Raw genomic sequence first — 16,101 nt, 5'->3', positions numbered from 1 at the left:
CTCCCGGGCTCACAGGCCTTCGAAGAATTGGTCGACCCGCTGGCGTTGCAGTGCGGCCAGGGTCGGCGGGTTCCAGCGTGGCTGCTTGTCCTTGTCGATGATCAGCGCGCGCACGCCTTCGATGATGTCGCCGTGCTGGAACCACTGGCGGTCCAGGTGCAGCTCCATGGCAAAGCAGTCGTCAAGGCTCAGGTGGCGACCCCGGCGCAGCATCTCCAGAGTAACCGCCATGGCCAGCGGCGAGCGGCTTTCCAGCTGGTCGGCGGTGGCCACGGCCCAGGCGTGGCTGTCGCCAATGCTCACCGCACGCAGTTGCTCGACGATGGCAGGCACGTCGGGCAGGGCGAAGAAGTGGTCGATGACCGGGCGCAGTTTTTCCAGCGGCGCATCGTCGAGCACCTGGGTGCCGAGCTTGGCCAGCAGGTTCTGCAGGTCCTTGAGTGGCTGGTCGCCGAAGTGCAGCTGGTCCAGGCCCTGGTCGAGGGCTGCCAGCTGGTCGCTGGCCAGGTACCAATCGGCCAGGCCGCAGTACAGTGCATCGGCGGCCTGGATCTGGCTGCCGCTGACGCCCAGGTAGATGCCCAGTTCACCGGGGAGGCGCGACAGGAAGTAGCTGCCACCCACATCCGGGAAGTAGCCGATTGCCACTTCGGGCATGCCCAGGCGGCTGCGTTCGGTGACCACGCGCAGGTCGCAGCCCTGGGCCAGGCCCATGCCGCCACCGAGGGTGAAGCCGTCCATCAGCACCAGCACCGGCTTGCGGTAGCGGTGGATGGCCAGGTCGAGGGCGTATTCCTCGACGAAGAAGGTTTCATGCAGCGTTTCGCCGGCCTTGAAACTGTCGTGCAGCGAGCGGATATCGCCACCGGCGCAGAACCCTTTCGGGCCTTCGCCACGCAGTACCACGGCGTGCACGTGCGGGTCTTCGGCCCACTGGTCGAGGTGCTGGCGCAGGCTGCGGACCATGTCCAGGGTCAGGGCATTGAGGCCGGCGGGGCGGTTCAGGGTCAGATGGCCGATCTGGTTGCGGACCTCGGCCAGCACATGGTCGGTTGCCGAGGTATGAGCGTGCGCAGTCATTGCGTTCTCCCTGCTTTGTTATTGATTTTCCAAGTGAAGTCTGGAGTTCGCTGGAGGATCGCAGGATCCTGTCATGCGAATTTGCCTTGCACAATCGACAAATCTGCAGGGGGATTCTGCATTTTTGTCTTGTGTGGCGATAACGCCACTCTAGCAAGGTTTCAGGTTGGCCGGGCTGGCCCTATCGCCGGCAAGCCAGCTCCCACAGGTACCGCACAACTTTCAAGGCCTGCGCTGTACCTGTGGGAGCTGGCTTGCCGGCGATAGGGCCATGAGCGACAGCGCATATGCTAAATCGTTACCCTGACCGTAACGATCAGTGCCTGAGCTTGATTGATGCGCAACCACCCCAGCCCTAAGGTGACCCCCACGACAGCGAACCCGTGGAGTCACCATGACAACAACCAAGAATCCACCGCCGCAATGGTCGCGGCGGCGCGCCGAAAAGCAGCGCCGCCTTGACCGGGTCCGCCACCTCGCCGACGGCGTGGTGCTGCCCACCGAGCGTATCGTCGAAGCCCTGGAACTGCTGCTGGCCCCCGGCGACCGGGTAGTGCTCGAAGGCAACAACCAGAAGCAGGCCGACTTCCTTTCCCGCGCGCTGGCCAAGGTCGACCCTGGCCGCCTGCACGACCTGCACATGATCATGCCCAGCGTCAGCCGGGCCGAGCACCTGGACCTGTTCGAGCGTGGCATCGCCCGCAAGCTCGACTTCTCGTTCGCCGGCCCGCAGAGCCTGCGCATTGGCCAACTGCTGGAAGACGGCCTGCTCGAAGTCGGTGCCATCCACACCTATATCGAGCTGTACTCGCGGCTGCTGGTCGACCTGATCCCCAACGTCACCCTGGTGGCTGGCTTCATGGCCGATCGCGACGGCAACCTGTTCACCGGCCCCAGCACCGAAGACACCCCGGCCTTGGTGGAGCCGGCTGCGTTCAGCGACGGCATCGTCATTGCCCAGGTCAACCAGCTGGTGGACCGCGTGGATGACCTGCCACGGGTCGATATCCCGGCATCCTGGGTCGATTTCGTGGTGGTTGCCGACCAGCCTTTCTATATAGAGCCGCTGTTCACCCGCGACCCGCGCCATATCAAGCCGGTGCATGTGCTGATGGCGATGATGGCCATTCGCGGCATCTACGAAAAGCACCAGGTGCAGTCGCTGAACCATGGCATTGGCTTCAACACCGCCGCCATCGAGCTGATCCTGCCCACCTATGGCGAATCCCTGGGCCTGAAGGGCAAGATCTGCCGCAACTGGACACTCAACCCGCACCCGACACTGATCCCGGCCATCGAGACCGGCTGGGTGGAAAGCGTGCACTGCTTCGGCACCGAGCTGGGCATGGAGGACTACATCGCCCAGCGCCCGGACGTATTCTTCACCGGTCGTGATGGTTCGCTGCGTTCCAACCGCATGATGTGCCAGCTGGCCGGGCAGTACGCCGTCGACCTGTTCATTGGCGCCACCCTGCAGGTGGATGGCGATGGCCATTCCTCGACCGTGACCCGCGGCCGCCTGGCCGGCTTCGGCGGTGCCCCGAACATGGGCCACGACCCCCGTGGCCGGCGCCATGCGACCCCGGCCTGGCTCGACATGACCGTGCCGGAAACAATGCTCGAACGCGGTCGCAAGCTGGTGGTGCAGATGGTCGAGACCTACCAGGAAGGCGGCAAGCCCACCTTCGTGGAAACCCTCGATGCCGTGGAAGTGGCCAGGAAAGCCGGCATGCCGCTGGCGCCGGTGATGATCTACGGCGACGACGTTACCCACCTGCTGACCGAGGAGGGCATTGCCTACCTGTACAAGGCCCGCAGCCTGGAAGAGCGCCAGCAGATGATCGCCGCCGTGGCCGGGGTTACCGCCATCGGCCTGCGGCACGACCCCAAGGACACTCAGCGCCTGCGCCAGCAAGGCCTGGTCGCCTTGCCCGAAGACCTCGGCATCCGCCGCACCGACGCCAGCCGCGAACTGCTGGCCGCGCGCAGCATCGCCGACCTGGTCGAATGGTCCGGCGGCCTCTACAACCCGCCTGCACGGTTCAGGAGCTGGTGATGAAAGCACTCGACTTGCAACCGCGTGGGATTCTTCGCGAGCACAGGAATAGTGATCCATTTGAAGATTGCGCGGTCCCTGTGGGAGCGGGCGTGCCCGCGAAGAGGCCAGCACAGGCAACCGAATTACCCCTGGCCGACCACCTGGCCGACCTGGCCGTGGAAGCCCTGATCGACGAAGCCGACCTGTCCCCCAAACCCGGCCTGGTCGACCGCCGTGGCAATGGCGCCCACCACGACATGACCCTGGCCCTGATGCATGCCTCGGCCCTGGCCCTGTGGCCATGCTTGCGCAACATGGCCGAAGCCGCCCAGGCCATCGGCACCCTCGGCCAGCCCCTGCGCGCCACCTTGGGCCAGCTCGGCCGCGAAGGCGAGGCGGCGATGCTGGCCGCGACCGGTGGGGTCAACACCCACCGCGGCGCAATCTGGGCCCTCGGCCTGCTGGTAGCATCCAAGGCCCTCGACACCCAGGCCGATACCAACACCCTGGCTGCCCGTGCCGGGCGCATCGCACTGTTCGACGACCCCGCCATGACCACCCAGGACAGCCATGGCCTGCAGGTACGCCGCCGCTATGGCACTGGCGGCGCCCGCGAACAGGCGCAACAAGGCTTCCCGGCGGTTATCGGTCACGGCCTGCCACAGCTGCAGCGCAGCCGCGCCGCAGGTGCCAGCGAGCCCCACGCCCGGCTCGACGCGCTGCTGGCGATCATGGCCGTGCTCAACGATACCTGCGTGCTCTGGCGCAGCGGCCCGACCGGGCTGGCTGCCGTCCAGCACGGCGCCCGTACCGTGCTGAGCGAAGGCGGCAGCGCCACGCTGGCCGGGCGGCGGCAGCTGCGCCGGCTGGACCAGCACCTGCTTCAGCTGAATGCCTCACCGGGCGGCGCCGCCGATCTGCTGGCCGCCTGCCTGTTCCTCGACAAAGCCGGGAGCCTGTGACATGGAAACCCTGACCTTTCAATTCCCCGCCGCCGCCCCTGGGCGTGGCCGCACGCTGGTGGGCTGCGTCAGCTCCGGCGACCTTGAAGTGCTGATCGAGCCCGGCACCGCCGGCAGCCTGCAAATCAAGGTGGTGACTTCGGTCAACGGCAGCGCTGCCCGCTGGGCGCAGCTGTTCCAGCGCCTGTTCGAAGGCCGCACCTGGCCGGCCGTCAACATCGACATCCATGATTTTGGTGCCACCCCAGGCGTGGTGCGCTTGCGCCTGGAGCAAGGCTTCGAGGAGATCGCCCATGACTGATATCGCACGCCTGCTGCACAGCCGCAGCTTTGTCGAACTGGGTGCCCGCCAGCGCGCCCGCGCCGTGCTCGACCCGGGCAGCTTCCGTGAGCTGCTGGGCCCGTTCGACCGGTTGATGTCACCGTGGCTGCCGCGCCAGGGCATCGTGCCGCAGGCCGATGATGGCGTGGTCATCGCCAAGGGCCTGCTGAACGGGCGAAACGCTGTGGTCGCTGCCATCGAAGGCAGTTTCCAGGGCGGCAGCATGGGCGAGGTGGGTGGTGCCAAGATCGCCGGTGCGCTGGAGCTGGCCATCGAAGACAACCGCAACGGCATCCCCACCTGCGCCGTGCTGCTGCTGGAAACCGGCGGAGTACGCCTGCAGGAAGCCAACCTGGGCCTGGCGGCGATTGCCGAAATACAGGCGGCGATTGTCGAGCTGCGCGCCTGGCAGCCGGTGGTCGGCCTGGTCGCAGGTTCGGTCGGCTGTTTCGGCGGCATGTCCATCGCCGCCGGCCTGTGCAGCCACTTGCTGGTCACCCGCGAAGCCCGCGTGGGCCTCAACGGCCCGCAGGTAATCGAGCAGGAAGCGGGCATCGGTGAATACGACGCCAAGGACCGTCCCTTCATCTGGAGCTTGACCGGCGGCGAGCAGCGCCACGCCAGCGGCCTGGTCGATGCCTGTGTGGCCGATGACATCGAGACTTTGCGCGAACGCTTGCTGCAATTGCTCGACGAGCCTTCAAGGGATCGCGCCGGTCAACACGCCTGGTTCCTCGAACGCCTGGCCCGGCTGGGCGATGACTGCACGCAACTGGATGCCGCTGCCGTGCGTGACCTGTACCAAGGAGAAGCCAAATGAACCGTGCCTTGAACTGGCTGCCGGGCCTCGCCGGCGGGCAAGCCGTGCCCGGCTACCCCGCGTCGTTGCGGGTAATCGATGGCGAACTGGACAACCGCCTGGCGCGTTTCATCGCCGTGGTGCCGGACGCCGACAACCCGTTCCCCCGGGCGCGCTCTGGCGAAGTCGGCCTGCTGGAAGGCTGGGGGCTGGCCAAGGCCGTGAGCGAAGCGGTCGAGGCTGACCGCCATGGCCAGAAGCGCGCCATCGTCGCGGTGATCGACGTGCCCAGCCAGGCCTATGGCCGCCGTGAGGAGGCGTTGGGTATTCACCAGGCTTTGGCCGCTGCGGTACAGGCCTATGCCCAGGCGCGGCTGGCCGGGCACCCGGTGATCGGCCTGCTGGTCGGCAAGGCCATGTCCGGTGCCTTCCTGGCCCACGGCTACCAGGCCCAGCGCCTGATCGCCCTGGATGATGCCGGGGTCATGGTGCACGCCATGGGCAAGGCGGCGGCAGCGCGCATCACCCTGCGCAGCGTCGAGCAACTGGAAGCCCTGGCCGCCGAGGTGCCGCCGATGGCCTACGACCTGGCCAGCTACGCCTCGCTGGGCCTGCTGTGGCGCCGCCTGACGGTGGACAACGCCGAGACGCCGAGCAGTGCCGACATCGCCCAGGTACGTGCCTGCCTGGCTGATGCGGTGCGCGACATCGGCAGCTCGAGCGACCTGTCGTCGCGGCTGGCGGGCGAAAACCGCAACGCCTCGCGCCAAGTGCGCGAACAGCTGCGCCGTCAGTGGCAGGGCGCTTGAGATGAACGCGCCAAGGCCGCACGACCTGCTCTGGGGCATGCCCGTATCGGGCCTGCCTGCTGATGCACCGCGTTGGGCGCAGGATGTGCTGCTGAGCGGCCAGCCGGTGGTGGTGCGCCGTGCCACCTGTGCGAACGGCTGGGTGGCGGTGGGGCTGCGTGGCCAGGGCAGGGCGCAGCGGTCGGGTGTACTGATGCGGCTGGCCGATATCCGGTGTCAGCAAGGCCCCGAAGCGCTGCGCTGGCAAGCTGAGAGCCCTTGGCCTGCATTGCAGGCCCTGGCCTCGGTCGCCCCGGTACTGGATGCCAGCGGCCTGGCCTGGGGGCCGACAGGTGGGGTGGGGTACCAGATCGCCACCGGTATGGAGGTGGTACACGCCGACAGCGACCTGGATGTGCTGCTGCGTACGCCACAACCGCTGGCCCGGGCGCAGGCGCGTGAGCTGCTGGATATCCTCGAATGCGCACCTTGTCGTATCGACCTGCAGCTGGAAACTCCGGCGGGCGCTGTTGCCTTGCGCGAGTGGGCCAGCTTCGCCCGCCGCGTACTGCTCAAGTCGGCCCATGGCCCACGCCTGGTCAGCGACCCATGGGCAGCGATGGAGCGTGCCGCATGAGCAGCCTGTTCGCCTTCCCCGGCCAGGGCGCCCAGCAGGTGGGCATGCTGCAGCGCCTGCCTGAGGGTGCCGGGCAATTGCTGGAAGAGGCCAGTGACACCCTCGGCCAGCAGGCCCTGGCGCTGGACAGCCAGCAGGCCCTGCAGACGACCCGTGCCGTGCAGCTGTGCCTGCTGCTGGCTGGCGTGGCCTGGGCGCGTTGGCTGATGCAGCGCAGCCCCACGCCGGATTACGTGGCGGGCTTGTCGATTGGCGCCTACCCGGCGGCGGTCACGGCGGGCGCCCTGGGCTTTGCCGATGCCGTGCGCCTGGTTGCCCTGCGTGGCGAACTGATGCAGCGCGCCTATCCGCAAGGCTACGGCATGACCGCACTCAGCGGCCTGGACCTGGCCTGTGTCGAACGCTTGTTGAGCGATACGGGCGGCGAGGTGTATGTCGCCAACCTCAACAGCGACAACCAGATCGTCATCGCCGGCAGCGATGGTGCGATGGCTGCGGTTGCCGGCAGGGCACGCCGCCTGGGCCAGGGCGTGGCCCGGCGCCTGGCGGTCAGCGTGCCGTCGCATTGCCCGTTGCTGGATGGCCCGGCGGCCGAACTGGCCAGTGCCTTGGCCACGGTCGAGCTGCAGCGACCGCGTATCACCTACCTCAGCGGCAGCAGCGCTCGGCCGATATTCGACCCCCAGCGTCTGCGCGACGACCTGGCCGGCAACATGGCGCGGGTGGTCGACTGGCGTGCTACGTTGCGCAACGCCTATGAGCGTGGTGTGCGCCTGCACCTGGAACTGCCGCCCGGCAACGTGCTCGGCGGGCTGGCCCGGCCGGTGTTCGAACAGGGCAGGGTGGTTGCTGTTGAAGGCACCCGCTGGGACACCCTGGATGCGCTGCTGCGCCAGGAGGTGGCCGACGAACGATGATGGCAACACCGCGGAGGATGGTGATCCCAGTGGGAGCGGGCGTGCCCGCGAAGCAGGCACCTCGGTGAGTGGCACGGGCTTTGCCCGTGTTCGCGGGCACGCCCGCTCCCACAATGACCGCGAAAGCTGCACAAAAGTGTGTTTACGAAGAACAACAACAAGCAACTTCGACACTACCTGAGGACAACAACAATGATCATCTATGGTGTGGCACTGCTGGCGGTCTGCACGCTTGCCGGCGTCATCGTCGGCGACTTCCTGGGCGTGCTGCTGGGCGTCAAATCCAATGTGGGCGGGGTCGGCATCGCCATGATCCTGCTGATCTGCGCACGCCTGTACATGCACCGCAACGGCGGCATGAGCAAGGAATGCGAGTTCGGCGTGGGCTTCTGGGGCGCCATGTATATCCCCGTGGTGGTGGCCATGGCCGCCCAGCAGAACGTGGTCACCGCCCTGCACGGCGGGCCGGTGGCGCTGCTGGCGGCAGTGGGTGCGGTACTGGTGTGCGGTGCGACCATTGCCCTGATCAGCCGCAGCCACCGCGGCGAACCCCTGCCGGCAGTGGAGGCCGGCCCCGAAAGCAATGTGCAGGCCGCCCCTGCAGGAGGGCGTTGATCATGTGGCCGATCATTGACAATGCCCTGGAACATAACGGTTTGATCACTGCCTTTGCGGTGGTGGGCGCGATCATGTGGTTGTCGGTGGTGCTGTCGAAGTACCTGACCTTCGGCCGCGTGCACGGCTCGGCCATCGCCATCGTCATCGGCCTGGTGCTGGCCTGGGTCGGCGGCACCATTACCGGTGGCCAGAAAGGCCTGGCCGACATGACGCTGTTCTCCGGCATCGGCCTGATGGGCGGGGCCATGCTACGCGACTTCGCCATTGTCGCCACGGCCTTCGAAGTGCAGGCCACCGAGGCGCGCAGGGCCGGGATGATCGGCGCGGTGGCGCTGCTGCTCGGCACGGTGCTGCCGTTCATTGTCGGCGCTGCGGTGGCCTACGCCTTCGGTTACCGTGATGCGGTGAGCATGACCACCATCGGTGCGGGTGCGGTGACCTATATCGTCGGGCCGGTGACCGGGGCGGCGCTGGGGGCCAGCTCGGACGTGATGGCGCTGTCGATTGCTACCGGGCTGATCAAGGCGATCCTGGTGATGGTGTTTACCCCGGTATCAGCGCGCCTGCTGGCGCTGGACAACCCACGTTCGGCGATGGTGTTCGGCGGGTTGGCGGGGACGGTGTCGGGGGTGACGGCCGGGCTGGCGGCGACCGACCGGCGCCTGGTGCCGTACGGGGCACTGACAGCCACCTTCCATACCGGGTTGGGCTGCCTGATGGGCCCGTCGATCCTGTACTTCTGCGTACGCGCCCTGGTTGGGTGACATCAATCTCCTGGACTGCGCAGACCCCTTGTAGGAGCGGCCTTGTGTCGCGATCGGGCCGCGGCCCCAGCGATATCCGCACCGCAGCCAAGATCCTGGGGCCGCTGCGCGCCCCATCGCGACACAAGGCCGCTCCTACAGGTACAGCGACAACCTCGAGAGCAATGCTGTACCTGTGGGAGCTGGCTTGCCGGCGATGAGGCCAGTACAGGCAGAACCCTGAGCTTTAGCGCAAGGTATTCTTGGTCAGCTCAACTTCGTTCATCAAGGCCTTGGCCAAGGCCGTGAGATAATCGGCGGCGCCCAGGAACTTGTGGTCGTCCTCCATATCGCCTTCGCGCAGCAGGTGCTTGATATAGCTCAGCAGGATCGACACTTGCTCGTAGGCATCATCAATAGGAATGCCGGGCTGCACCCGCAGCAGATTGATCGGCGGGTTGCCGACCTCGAGAAAGGTCTCGGCGCCGATGGTGAGGATAACCTTGGGTTCGTCTTTCATGTTTTCAGGGTTCCAGTTCTCTAATAAGGGAACTGCCACCAGAATCTTTCTCACGGATTGAAGGTGGCAGCCATACGTGGGGTGAGAAACCGAGGAGAATTGGTAAAGACTCGGCCAGGCAAAAGCCTGCCCACGTACGGCCACCATGACGGTGATACCAAATCTACCCGTCGGGTTCTCACACCCGGTCGCCGGAGCGACCCGAAAACGTTATCCGTGAGGTGTTTCCCCGACAACAGCGATAGTTCGGCAGCGCGCGTAGGATAATTCCCAAGCGGGTCGTTTCTGAAGTATTTGGTTTCATGTTCAGAAATGTCTTACAGGTGATGGCTTTGTTGGCTGTGGGGTGTAGGGCGAGAGGTTGGGGTCAGGGCTGCCATGTGTCCGGCACTGCATTTTCAGCGCCTGTGAGATCGAGCGCCGCCCGCGCGGCGCTTCGCAGCACAAGGCTGCTCCTACATCTGTTTCTGGCCAGTAACGCCTGTGCCAACGCGCGCGACCGCCTTGTTTGTCCGGCACGATATCGAAGTGGACGCCAAGGGGCCGCGCGCCTTTGCCTCAGGAATAATTGGCCCGAAACAGATGTAGGAGCAGCCTTGTGCTGCGAAGCGCCGCGCGGGCGGCGCTCGATCTCCCAGGCACTGAAAACCTCGTGACGAACACCCGCAACCCACCCCCCGTTTCGGGGAAAACCGCTGGGGAATCCTCCCCAATCTGTTTCGTTTGCCGCTGCAACCAACTGAAAATTAAAGCAATCCGCTCCTGGCATACACCTTGCTCCAGCTCCACGCAGAGATCTTGTGTCCCGGAGGTGCAGCATGTCCATGCCACTCAAAGGCCCCATCCTGTCATCACTCGTTCTGGCCTTGCTCGGCTGGGAGTCGACCAGCGAAGCCGCCGTGCAGTGCCAGCGCACCCTGGTCGCCAACGTTGTGGCGCTGGACCAGCCACTGATGTTCAACCGCCTTGGCGCGCAAAACGCCAACGGCATGATGTTCGCCCTGCGCGAGGATGTGGTGGACGACAAGATGGTCCCCCTCAGCAGCGGCGGGGCGGCGGTACCGGGCAAGGTCACCCTGCGCCCGGACAAGCGCCCGCGGCCCATCGTGCTGCGGGTGGCCGCCGGTGAATGCCTTACCGTCAACCTGACCAACCTGCTCGACTACAAGGCCAACCCCAACAAGGACGGCATCGAGGCCGAAGAGCCTGAGGGCGAAGAGGAGGGGCCGGAGCTCGAAAATGAAGCCGCCGAAGGCTTCGTCGCCGATGAACAGGTGGCCGAACGCATGGTCGGCTTCCAGGTCAACGGCATGCAGGCGGTCAACAGCATCGCCGACATTTCTGCCTACACCGGGCGTAATGGCAACTTCTTCGTCAGCCCCGGCAGCACCCGCAGCTATACCTTGTACGCCGAACGCGAAGGCGCTTTCGCCGCCACCAGCAAAGCCGCCACCTTCGGCGGCGAGGGCACTGCGGGCAATGTTGCCAACGGCCTGTTCGGCCAGGTAGTGGTAGTGCCCAAACTCGGCCGCGCCTACCGCAATACCCTCACCGAAGAAGAAATGCGCCTGGCCACCACCGGCCGTACCGCCACCGGCCAGCCGGTGATCGACTACGAAGCCCGCTACCCGCAAATGCAACCCTGGATCGCCGAAGGCAAGGCCGGCAAGCCGATCATTGCCATGGTCGACGGCAACCAGATCATCAACAGCGAAACCGATGCCATCGTCATGGGCCCCAACCCCGATGGCAGCTTCCCCAAATCCACCTACCCGCTGGAAAGCCTGGGCAAGCGCAACCCGGCGCTGCCCAACCGCCTGGAGGCGTTCCGTGACTTCGCCTCGCAGTTCGCCGACGAGGTCGCCGGCACCCAGGCGTTCCCTGGCTACTGGGCGGACCCGGTGATGGGCCACGTACTGGAACCCACCCGCGACTCGTTCATGATCAACTACGGTTCCGGTGGCATGGGCGCCGAAGTGGTGGCCAACCGCCTGGGCGTGGGGCCGATGCACGACTGCCTGTCGTGCGCCTATGAGGAGTTCTTCCTCAGTGCGCACACTGTCGGTGACGTCGGTACGCTGGTGGACGTGCCGGCCAACGTCGGCCTGGAGCACATCCGCCCTGGCGAGGTACCACCGGCCAGCGCAATCGGGGTCAAGGCCAGCATGGCCCTGTTCCCGGCGGAACCGGCCAACGTGCACCACAGCTACATCGGTGACTTCACCAAGTTCCGCAACACCCACAACGGCCATGAGCAGCACATCTTCCACCTGCACGGCCACCAGTGGCTGTTCAACCCCAATGACGACAATTCCGACTACATCGATGCCCAGGGCATCGGCGCGGGGGTCGGTTACACCTACGAAATCGCCAACGGCGGTTCGGGCAACCGCAACCGGGTGGCGGGCGATGCCATCTACCATTGCCACTTCTACCCGCACTTCGCCCAGGGCATGTGGGCCATGTGGCGGGTGCACGACGTGTTCGAGGAAGGCACCCGCCTCGAGGTAAGCGGGCAGGGCGAGAACGGCTTCCACAGCACCCCGTTCGCCCTGCGCAGCGGCAAGCCGGCGGTTGGCGCCCGGGCCCTGCCCGATGGCGAGATCGTTGCCGGCACGCCGATCCCGGCCATCGTGCCGCTGCCCGGCAAGGCCATGGCGCCGATGCCAGGCAAGGTGGTGGTGGTACCGAAGCTGTCCGAAGCGCTGGTTGCCGCCAATGATGACGACGACGAGCCCGAGGAAGAAGAGGATGAGGAGCCAGCCAACCAGGCGCCGGTTCGCAAGGCCATCGGCTCGCTGGCGCTGGTCGACCGCAGCGACGCCAACCGCAACGCCGACGGCACCTTGAAGAACCCTGGCTATCCGTTCTGGATCGGCGGCATGGAAAGCAGTGTGGGCAACCGCCCACCAACCCCGCCACTGGACATGCTCGACCCGGCCATGGCACGCCAGCTCAAGGAAAGCGGCAAGGCGCTGTGGGCCAACCTTGACCCGAACCAGGTCGATGGCTGGGATGGTGGCCTGGGGCGCCACGCGCTGGACGGCGTATCTGCCGGCGGCGAGGCCGAAACCACCACCACCAAGCTCGATTTCACCAAGGTGGTACACAAGGCCAAGCCGATCTACCTGCCAGAAGAGGGCACCGATGTCGAGCAGGCGGCCATGCAGTTCCATGCCCAGGCCGAACACCAAAGCTTTGCCCTGATCCCCGGCAGCCAGCCGGTGGCCAAGGCGTTCCGCACCAACGGCGCCTTGCCGACTGCCGGCGCGCCGTTCTACGAGCCATGCATGGATGACCGGGGCAAACGCCTGACCCAATCTTCCGGGGTAGGCGAGTACTTCAGCGGCGAAAGCCTTTCGGGCCTGAACTTCCGGGGCTCCTCGGCCTTCACCGCCGACCGCCCACGCATCTACAAGGGCGCCAACATCCAGTTCGACGCGGTGTACAACAAGGTCGGCTACCACTTCCCGCAGGCCCGCATCATCGCCCTGTGGGAAGACGCCTGGCCGGTGATCACCAAGCAGCGCCCGCCAGAGCCGCTGGTGATGCGCATGAACACCTTCGACTGCACCATGTACCAGCACACCAACCTGATCCCGAACATCTATGAGATGGACGACTACCAGGTGCGCACCCCGACCGACGTGATCGGCCAGCACATCCACCTGCCCAAGTGGGACCTGACCGCCGCCGATGGCTCGGCCAACGGCTGGAACTACGAAGACGGCATTCTCTCGCCCGGCAGCGTGGTCGAGCGGGTGCAGGCCATTCGTGCCTACAACGGCTGCACCCAGGGCGATAGCCGCGACGGCACCGCCGCCTGCCCGCAAGCCCGGCAGCACCCATACTTCGGCCGCTTCGGCCGGGCCGACTGGCTGGGCGCACGCACGGCCATGCAGCGCTGGTTCGCCGACCCGCTGGTGAACGTGTACAACGTCGACCGTGGCCTGGGCACCATCTTCACCCACGACCACCTCGGCCCTTCGACCCACCAGCAGCTTGGGCTGTATGCCACCGTACTGGCCGAACCGGCCAACTCCACCTGGTACCACGCCGAAACCGGCGAGAAGCTGTACAACCCGGCCACGCGCCAGGACGGTGGCCCGACCTCGTGGCAGGCGGTGATCCAGACCGGTGACCACGATGGTGACGGCAAGAACGACAGCTACCGCGAGTTCTTCCTGGAATACAGCGACTTCCAGCACGCCTACGAGGCCGGTGTGTACGTCGGCGCCGGGCCGGACGGCATCCCCAATGCCCAGTCGTACCCGGCCACCGCCGACAGCTTCCGCTACGCCATCAACCCGCCGGTGCGCGGCAAGGCGTCGAACCTGCTGGAGGCCATCGTCGAGGAACGCGGCGGCATCAACCCGGGCTGCCCAAGCCGGCCCTGCCCGCAGGCAATCTCGGTGGATGACCCGGGCATGTTCGTCGTCAACTACCGCAACGAGCCCCTGGCCCTGCGTGTGTACGACCCGAACAAGGTCGGCCCGGACGGCAAGCGTGGCATGCAGGCCGACGGCCTGGCCGGCGACCTCAGCTATGCCTTGCAAACCCGTACCGACCGGGCGATTCCGGCCATGAACCTGGCTCCGTCGGCGATTACTTCGGCCGTGGGCCCCACCGGCGGCACCACGCTGTTCCCGCCGCACATCAACGCGGCCGGCAGCGAACCGGGCGACCCGTTTACCCCGATGCTGCGCACCTACTCCGGTGACAACGTACGCCTGCGCATGCACGCCGGCGGCCATGAAGAGGAGCACAACGTCACCTTGCATGGCGTGAAGTGGCTGCAGAACGGCACCGGCTACGGCAACAGCTCCAACTCGGGCTGGAAGTCATCGCAGATGATCGGTATTTCCGAGCAACTGGGCTTCATGGCGCCGGTGTCGATGATCTCCAGTTCGGCGGCCACCAACGGTGACTACCTGTATTCCCTGGACGCGGCCCTGGAGGGCTACTGGAACGGCATCTGGGGCATCATGCGCAACTACACCGCGCAGCGTGCCGACCTGTTCCCGCTGCCCAACAACCCGCAGCCGGTGGCCATGCGCAACACCGTCAACTTCGACGGCATCTGCCCGAAAACCACGGCCAACCCCAATGGCATCGGCACCCGCCCGACCGTCAAACGCAACTACGAGGTCGTCGCGGCCCTGGCCAACGACATCCTCGAGAACCGCAACGGCGTCAGCATCAATGACCCGGCCGGTGTCGGCCAGCATGTCGGCGGCCCGCTCAAGGCCAATGGCGGCACCCTGGTGTTCAACAGCCGCAAGACCGCCATCCCGCTGGTCAGTGGGGTAGACCCCGAAGATGGGGAACCCTTCACTATTGGTGGCCACAGCGCACCGCTGCACGACCCGACCGCGATCCTGTACGTGCGCAAGGCCGACCTGGACGCCACCACCGGCAAGCTCAAGGCGGGCGTGCCCGTGGAGCCACTGGTGCTGCGCGCCAATGCCGGCGAGTGCATCAGCATCACCCTGGAAAACCGCCTGCCGCTGGTGATGCCGGACCTGCCCAGCACTGCGGTGATGCACAACGTGGTCAAGCGTGACCGCTTCGACAGCGAGGGTGCCACCGCCTTTGCCAACAACCTGATGCGGCCGTCCAGCCACGTGGGCCTGCATGCCCAGCTGCTGGCCTACGACATCACCAAGTCCGATGGCGCCAACGTCGGCCTCAACCCGGTGCAGACCGTAGCCCCGCGTGCCGGCACCAGTGGCGCCTGGCCGACCCGTACCTACCAGTACTATGCCGGCCACCTGGAGCGTGAAGGCAAGCCGGTGTCGCAGCTGGGCCGCACGGTGGACAACATCAACACCACGGCCATCGAGTTCGGCGGCCTCAACCTGACCCCGTCAGACTTCATCAAGCAGCCGCAGAAAGGCCTGGTGGGTGCCATGAGCATCCTGCCACAGACAGCCACCTGGACCGAGGACACCGCAACACGGGCCCAGGCCACGGTCAAGGTCACCGGCCAGCCCGACTACCGCGACTTCGTCACGGTCTGGCAGCGTGCGCTGAACATGCGCTGGGCCGACGGCCGCCCGGTGGAGGGCATCAATACCGAAGGCAACGGCGCCGCCGGCGACCCGCAGGACAACGGCAACATGGCGGTCAACTACAAGACCGAACCCCTGTGGCTGCGCTTCGGCATGGCCCCCGACTCACCCTTCGGCCGCGCCGGTGGCCTGGGCTTTGGCGATGTGCCCAATGCCCACATGGCCTACGCCAACGCCCTGGTCGGTGGCGACCCGCAAACCCCGGTGCTGTACGCCAAGCCCGGCCAGCCGGTGCGCAACCATATCGTGATGCCCAGTGGTGGCAGCCGCGGCATGGTCTACCAGCTGGATGGCCACTTGTGGCCGCTGCACAACTACCAGGCCGAGAAGAACGACGTGGACGGCTACCCGCTGAGCCTGCCTGGCATCGGCTCGGTGCGCTTCGGCTACAACCCGATGGCCATGTACATCGGTGCCCAGGAAAGCGTGCTGCCGGCCGCGCACTTCAGCTTCATGCTGCCCAGTGCCGGCGGCGCCAACGCGGTGGCGGGTGACTACCTGTTCCGCGACTACGCCGCCTACGGCAACCTCTCGGGGCTGTGGGGGATCTTGCGGGTGACCAATGAAGCGCCGCCGGCAACGGCACCGGCGCAGTGACGGTAAATG

General features: G+C 66.2%; 12 protein-coding genes. 10 read left to right on the top strand and 2 right to left on the bottom strand.

All coding sequences use genetic code 11. From position 1 onward, the window contains the following. Nucleotides 1-9 precede the first annotated feature (9 nt). Complete coding sequence (locus ACK56M_RS16210; RefSeq protein ID WP_411958788.1) at nt 10-1,080, bottom strand: enoyl-CoA hydratase/isomerase family protein; 1,071 nt, start codon at nt 1,078-1,080, stop codon at nt 10-12. Nucleotides 1,081-1,474: 394 nt separating this feature from the next. Between ACK56M_RS16210 and mdcA the strand changes: the two genes are divergently transcribed. From mdcA to madM, 9 genes are all read left to right on the top strand, one after another. Continuing rightward, entirely contained in the window at nt 1,475-3,136 is a 1,662-nt protein-coding gene (gene mdcA, locus ACK56M_RS16205) for a malonate decarboxylase subunit alpha (RefSeq protein WP_015270609.1), read from the top strand. Continuing rightward, on the top strand, nt 3,136-4,080 hold the full coding sequence (locus ACK56M_RS16200) for a triphosphoribosyl-dephospho-CoA synthase (RefSeq protein ID WP_043935669.1): 945 nt from the start codon (nt 3,136-3,138) through the stop codon (nt 4,078-4,080). The genes mdcA and ACK56M_RS16200 overlap by 1 nt, the downstream gene beginning before the upstream one ends. Before the next feature lies 1 nt (nt 4,081). Then, nucleotides 4,082-4,381, top strand: coding sequence for a malonate decarboxylase subunit delta (locus tag ACK56M_RS16195; protein WP_015270607.1), 300 nt, complete (start codon nt 4,082-4,084; stop codon nt 4,379-4,381). After that, nucleotides 4,374-5,222: a biotin-independent malonate decarboxylase subunit beta gene (locus ACK56M_RS16190; RefSeq protein ID WP_411958787.1), complete on the top strand. Its 849-nt coding sequence runs from the start codon at nt 4,374-4,376 to the stop codon at nt 5,220-5,222. The genes ACK56M_RS16195 and ACK56M_RS16190 overlap by 8 nt, the downstream gene beginning before the upstream one ends. Continuing rightward, nucleotides 5,219-6,010 (top strand): biotin-independent malonate decarboxylase subunit gamma, encoded by a 792-nt coding sequence (gene mdcE / locus ACK56M_RS16185; protein WP_411958786.1) that lies wholly within the window; start codon nt 5,219-5,221, stop codon nt 6,008-6,010. The genes ACK56M_RS16190 and mdcE overlap by 4 nt, the downstream gene beginning before the upstream one ends. Before the next feature lies 1 nt (nt 6,011). Next, nucleotides 6,012-6,626, top strand: a complete 615-nt coding sequence (locus ACK56M_RS16180) for a malonate decarboxylase holo-ACP synthase (protein WP_085720400.1) — start codon at nt 6,012-6,014, stop codon at nt 6,624-6,626. After that, nucleotides 6,623-7,543, top strand: a complete 921-nt coding sequence (gene mdcH / locus ACK56M_RS16175; protein WP_411958785.1) for a malonate decarboxylase subunit epsilon — start codon at nt 6,623-6,625, stop codon at nt 7,541-7,543. The genes ACK56M_RS16180 and mdcH overlap by 4 nt, the downstream gene beginning before the upstream one ends. A 192-nt stretch (nt 7,544-7,735) precedes the next feature. Further along, nucleotides 7,736-8,158: a malonate transporter subunit MadL gene (madL, locus tag ACK56M_RS16170; protein WP_003258591.1), complete on the top strand. Its 423-nt coding sequence runs from the start codon at nt 7,736-7,738 to the stop codon at nt 8,156-8,158. Nucleotides 8,159-8,160: 2 nt separating this feature from the next. After that, a complete protein-coding gene (madM, locus tag ACK56M_RS16165) occupies nt 8,161-8,925 on the top strand; it encodes a malonate transporter subunit MadM (protein WP_015270602.1) in 765 nt (254 codons plus the stop codon). A 226-nt stretch (nt 8,926-9,151) separates the two neighbouring features. On the opposite strand, the gene ACK56M_RS16160 is transcribed toward madM, so the two are convergent. Beyond that, nucleotides 9,152-9,424, bottom strand: coding sequence for a DUF3077 domain-containing protein (locus ACK56M_RS16160; RefSeq protein ID WP_015270601.1), 273 nt, complete (start codon nt 9,422-9,424; stop codon nt 9,152-9,154). 818 nt (nt 9,425-10,242) lie between these two features. On the opposite strand from ACK56M_RS16160, the gene mnxG reads away from it, so the two are divergent. Further along, the gene (gene mnxG / locus ACK56M_RS16155; RefSeq protein ID WP_411958784.1) at nt 10,243-16,092 is read left to right on the top strand and encodes a manganese-oxidizing multicopper oxidase MnxG; all 5,850 of its coding nucleotides are present in this window, start codon (nt 10,243-10,245) and stop codon (nt 16,090-16,092) included. Nucleotides 16,093-16,101: the final 9 nt, after the last annotated feature.

The sequence above is a fragment of the Pseudomonas sp. s4 genome (assembly GCF_046764235.1).
GTDB lineage: Bacteria > Pseudomonadota > Gammaproteobacteria > Pseudomonadales > Pseudomonadaceae > Aquipseudomonas > Aquipseudomonas asiatica.
This window is presented reverse-complemented; position numbering and strand designations above follow the sequence as displayed.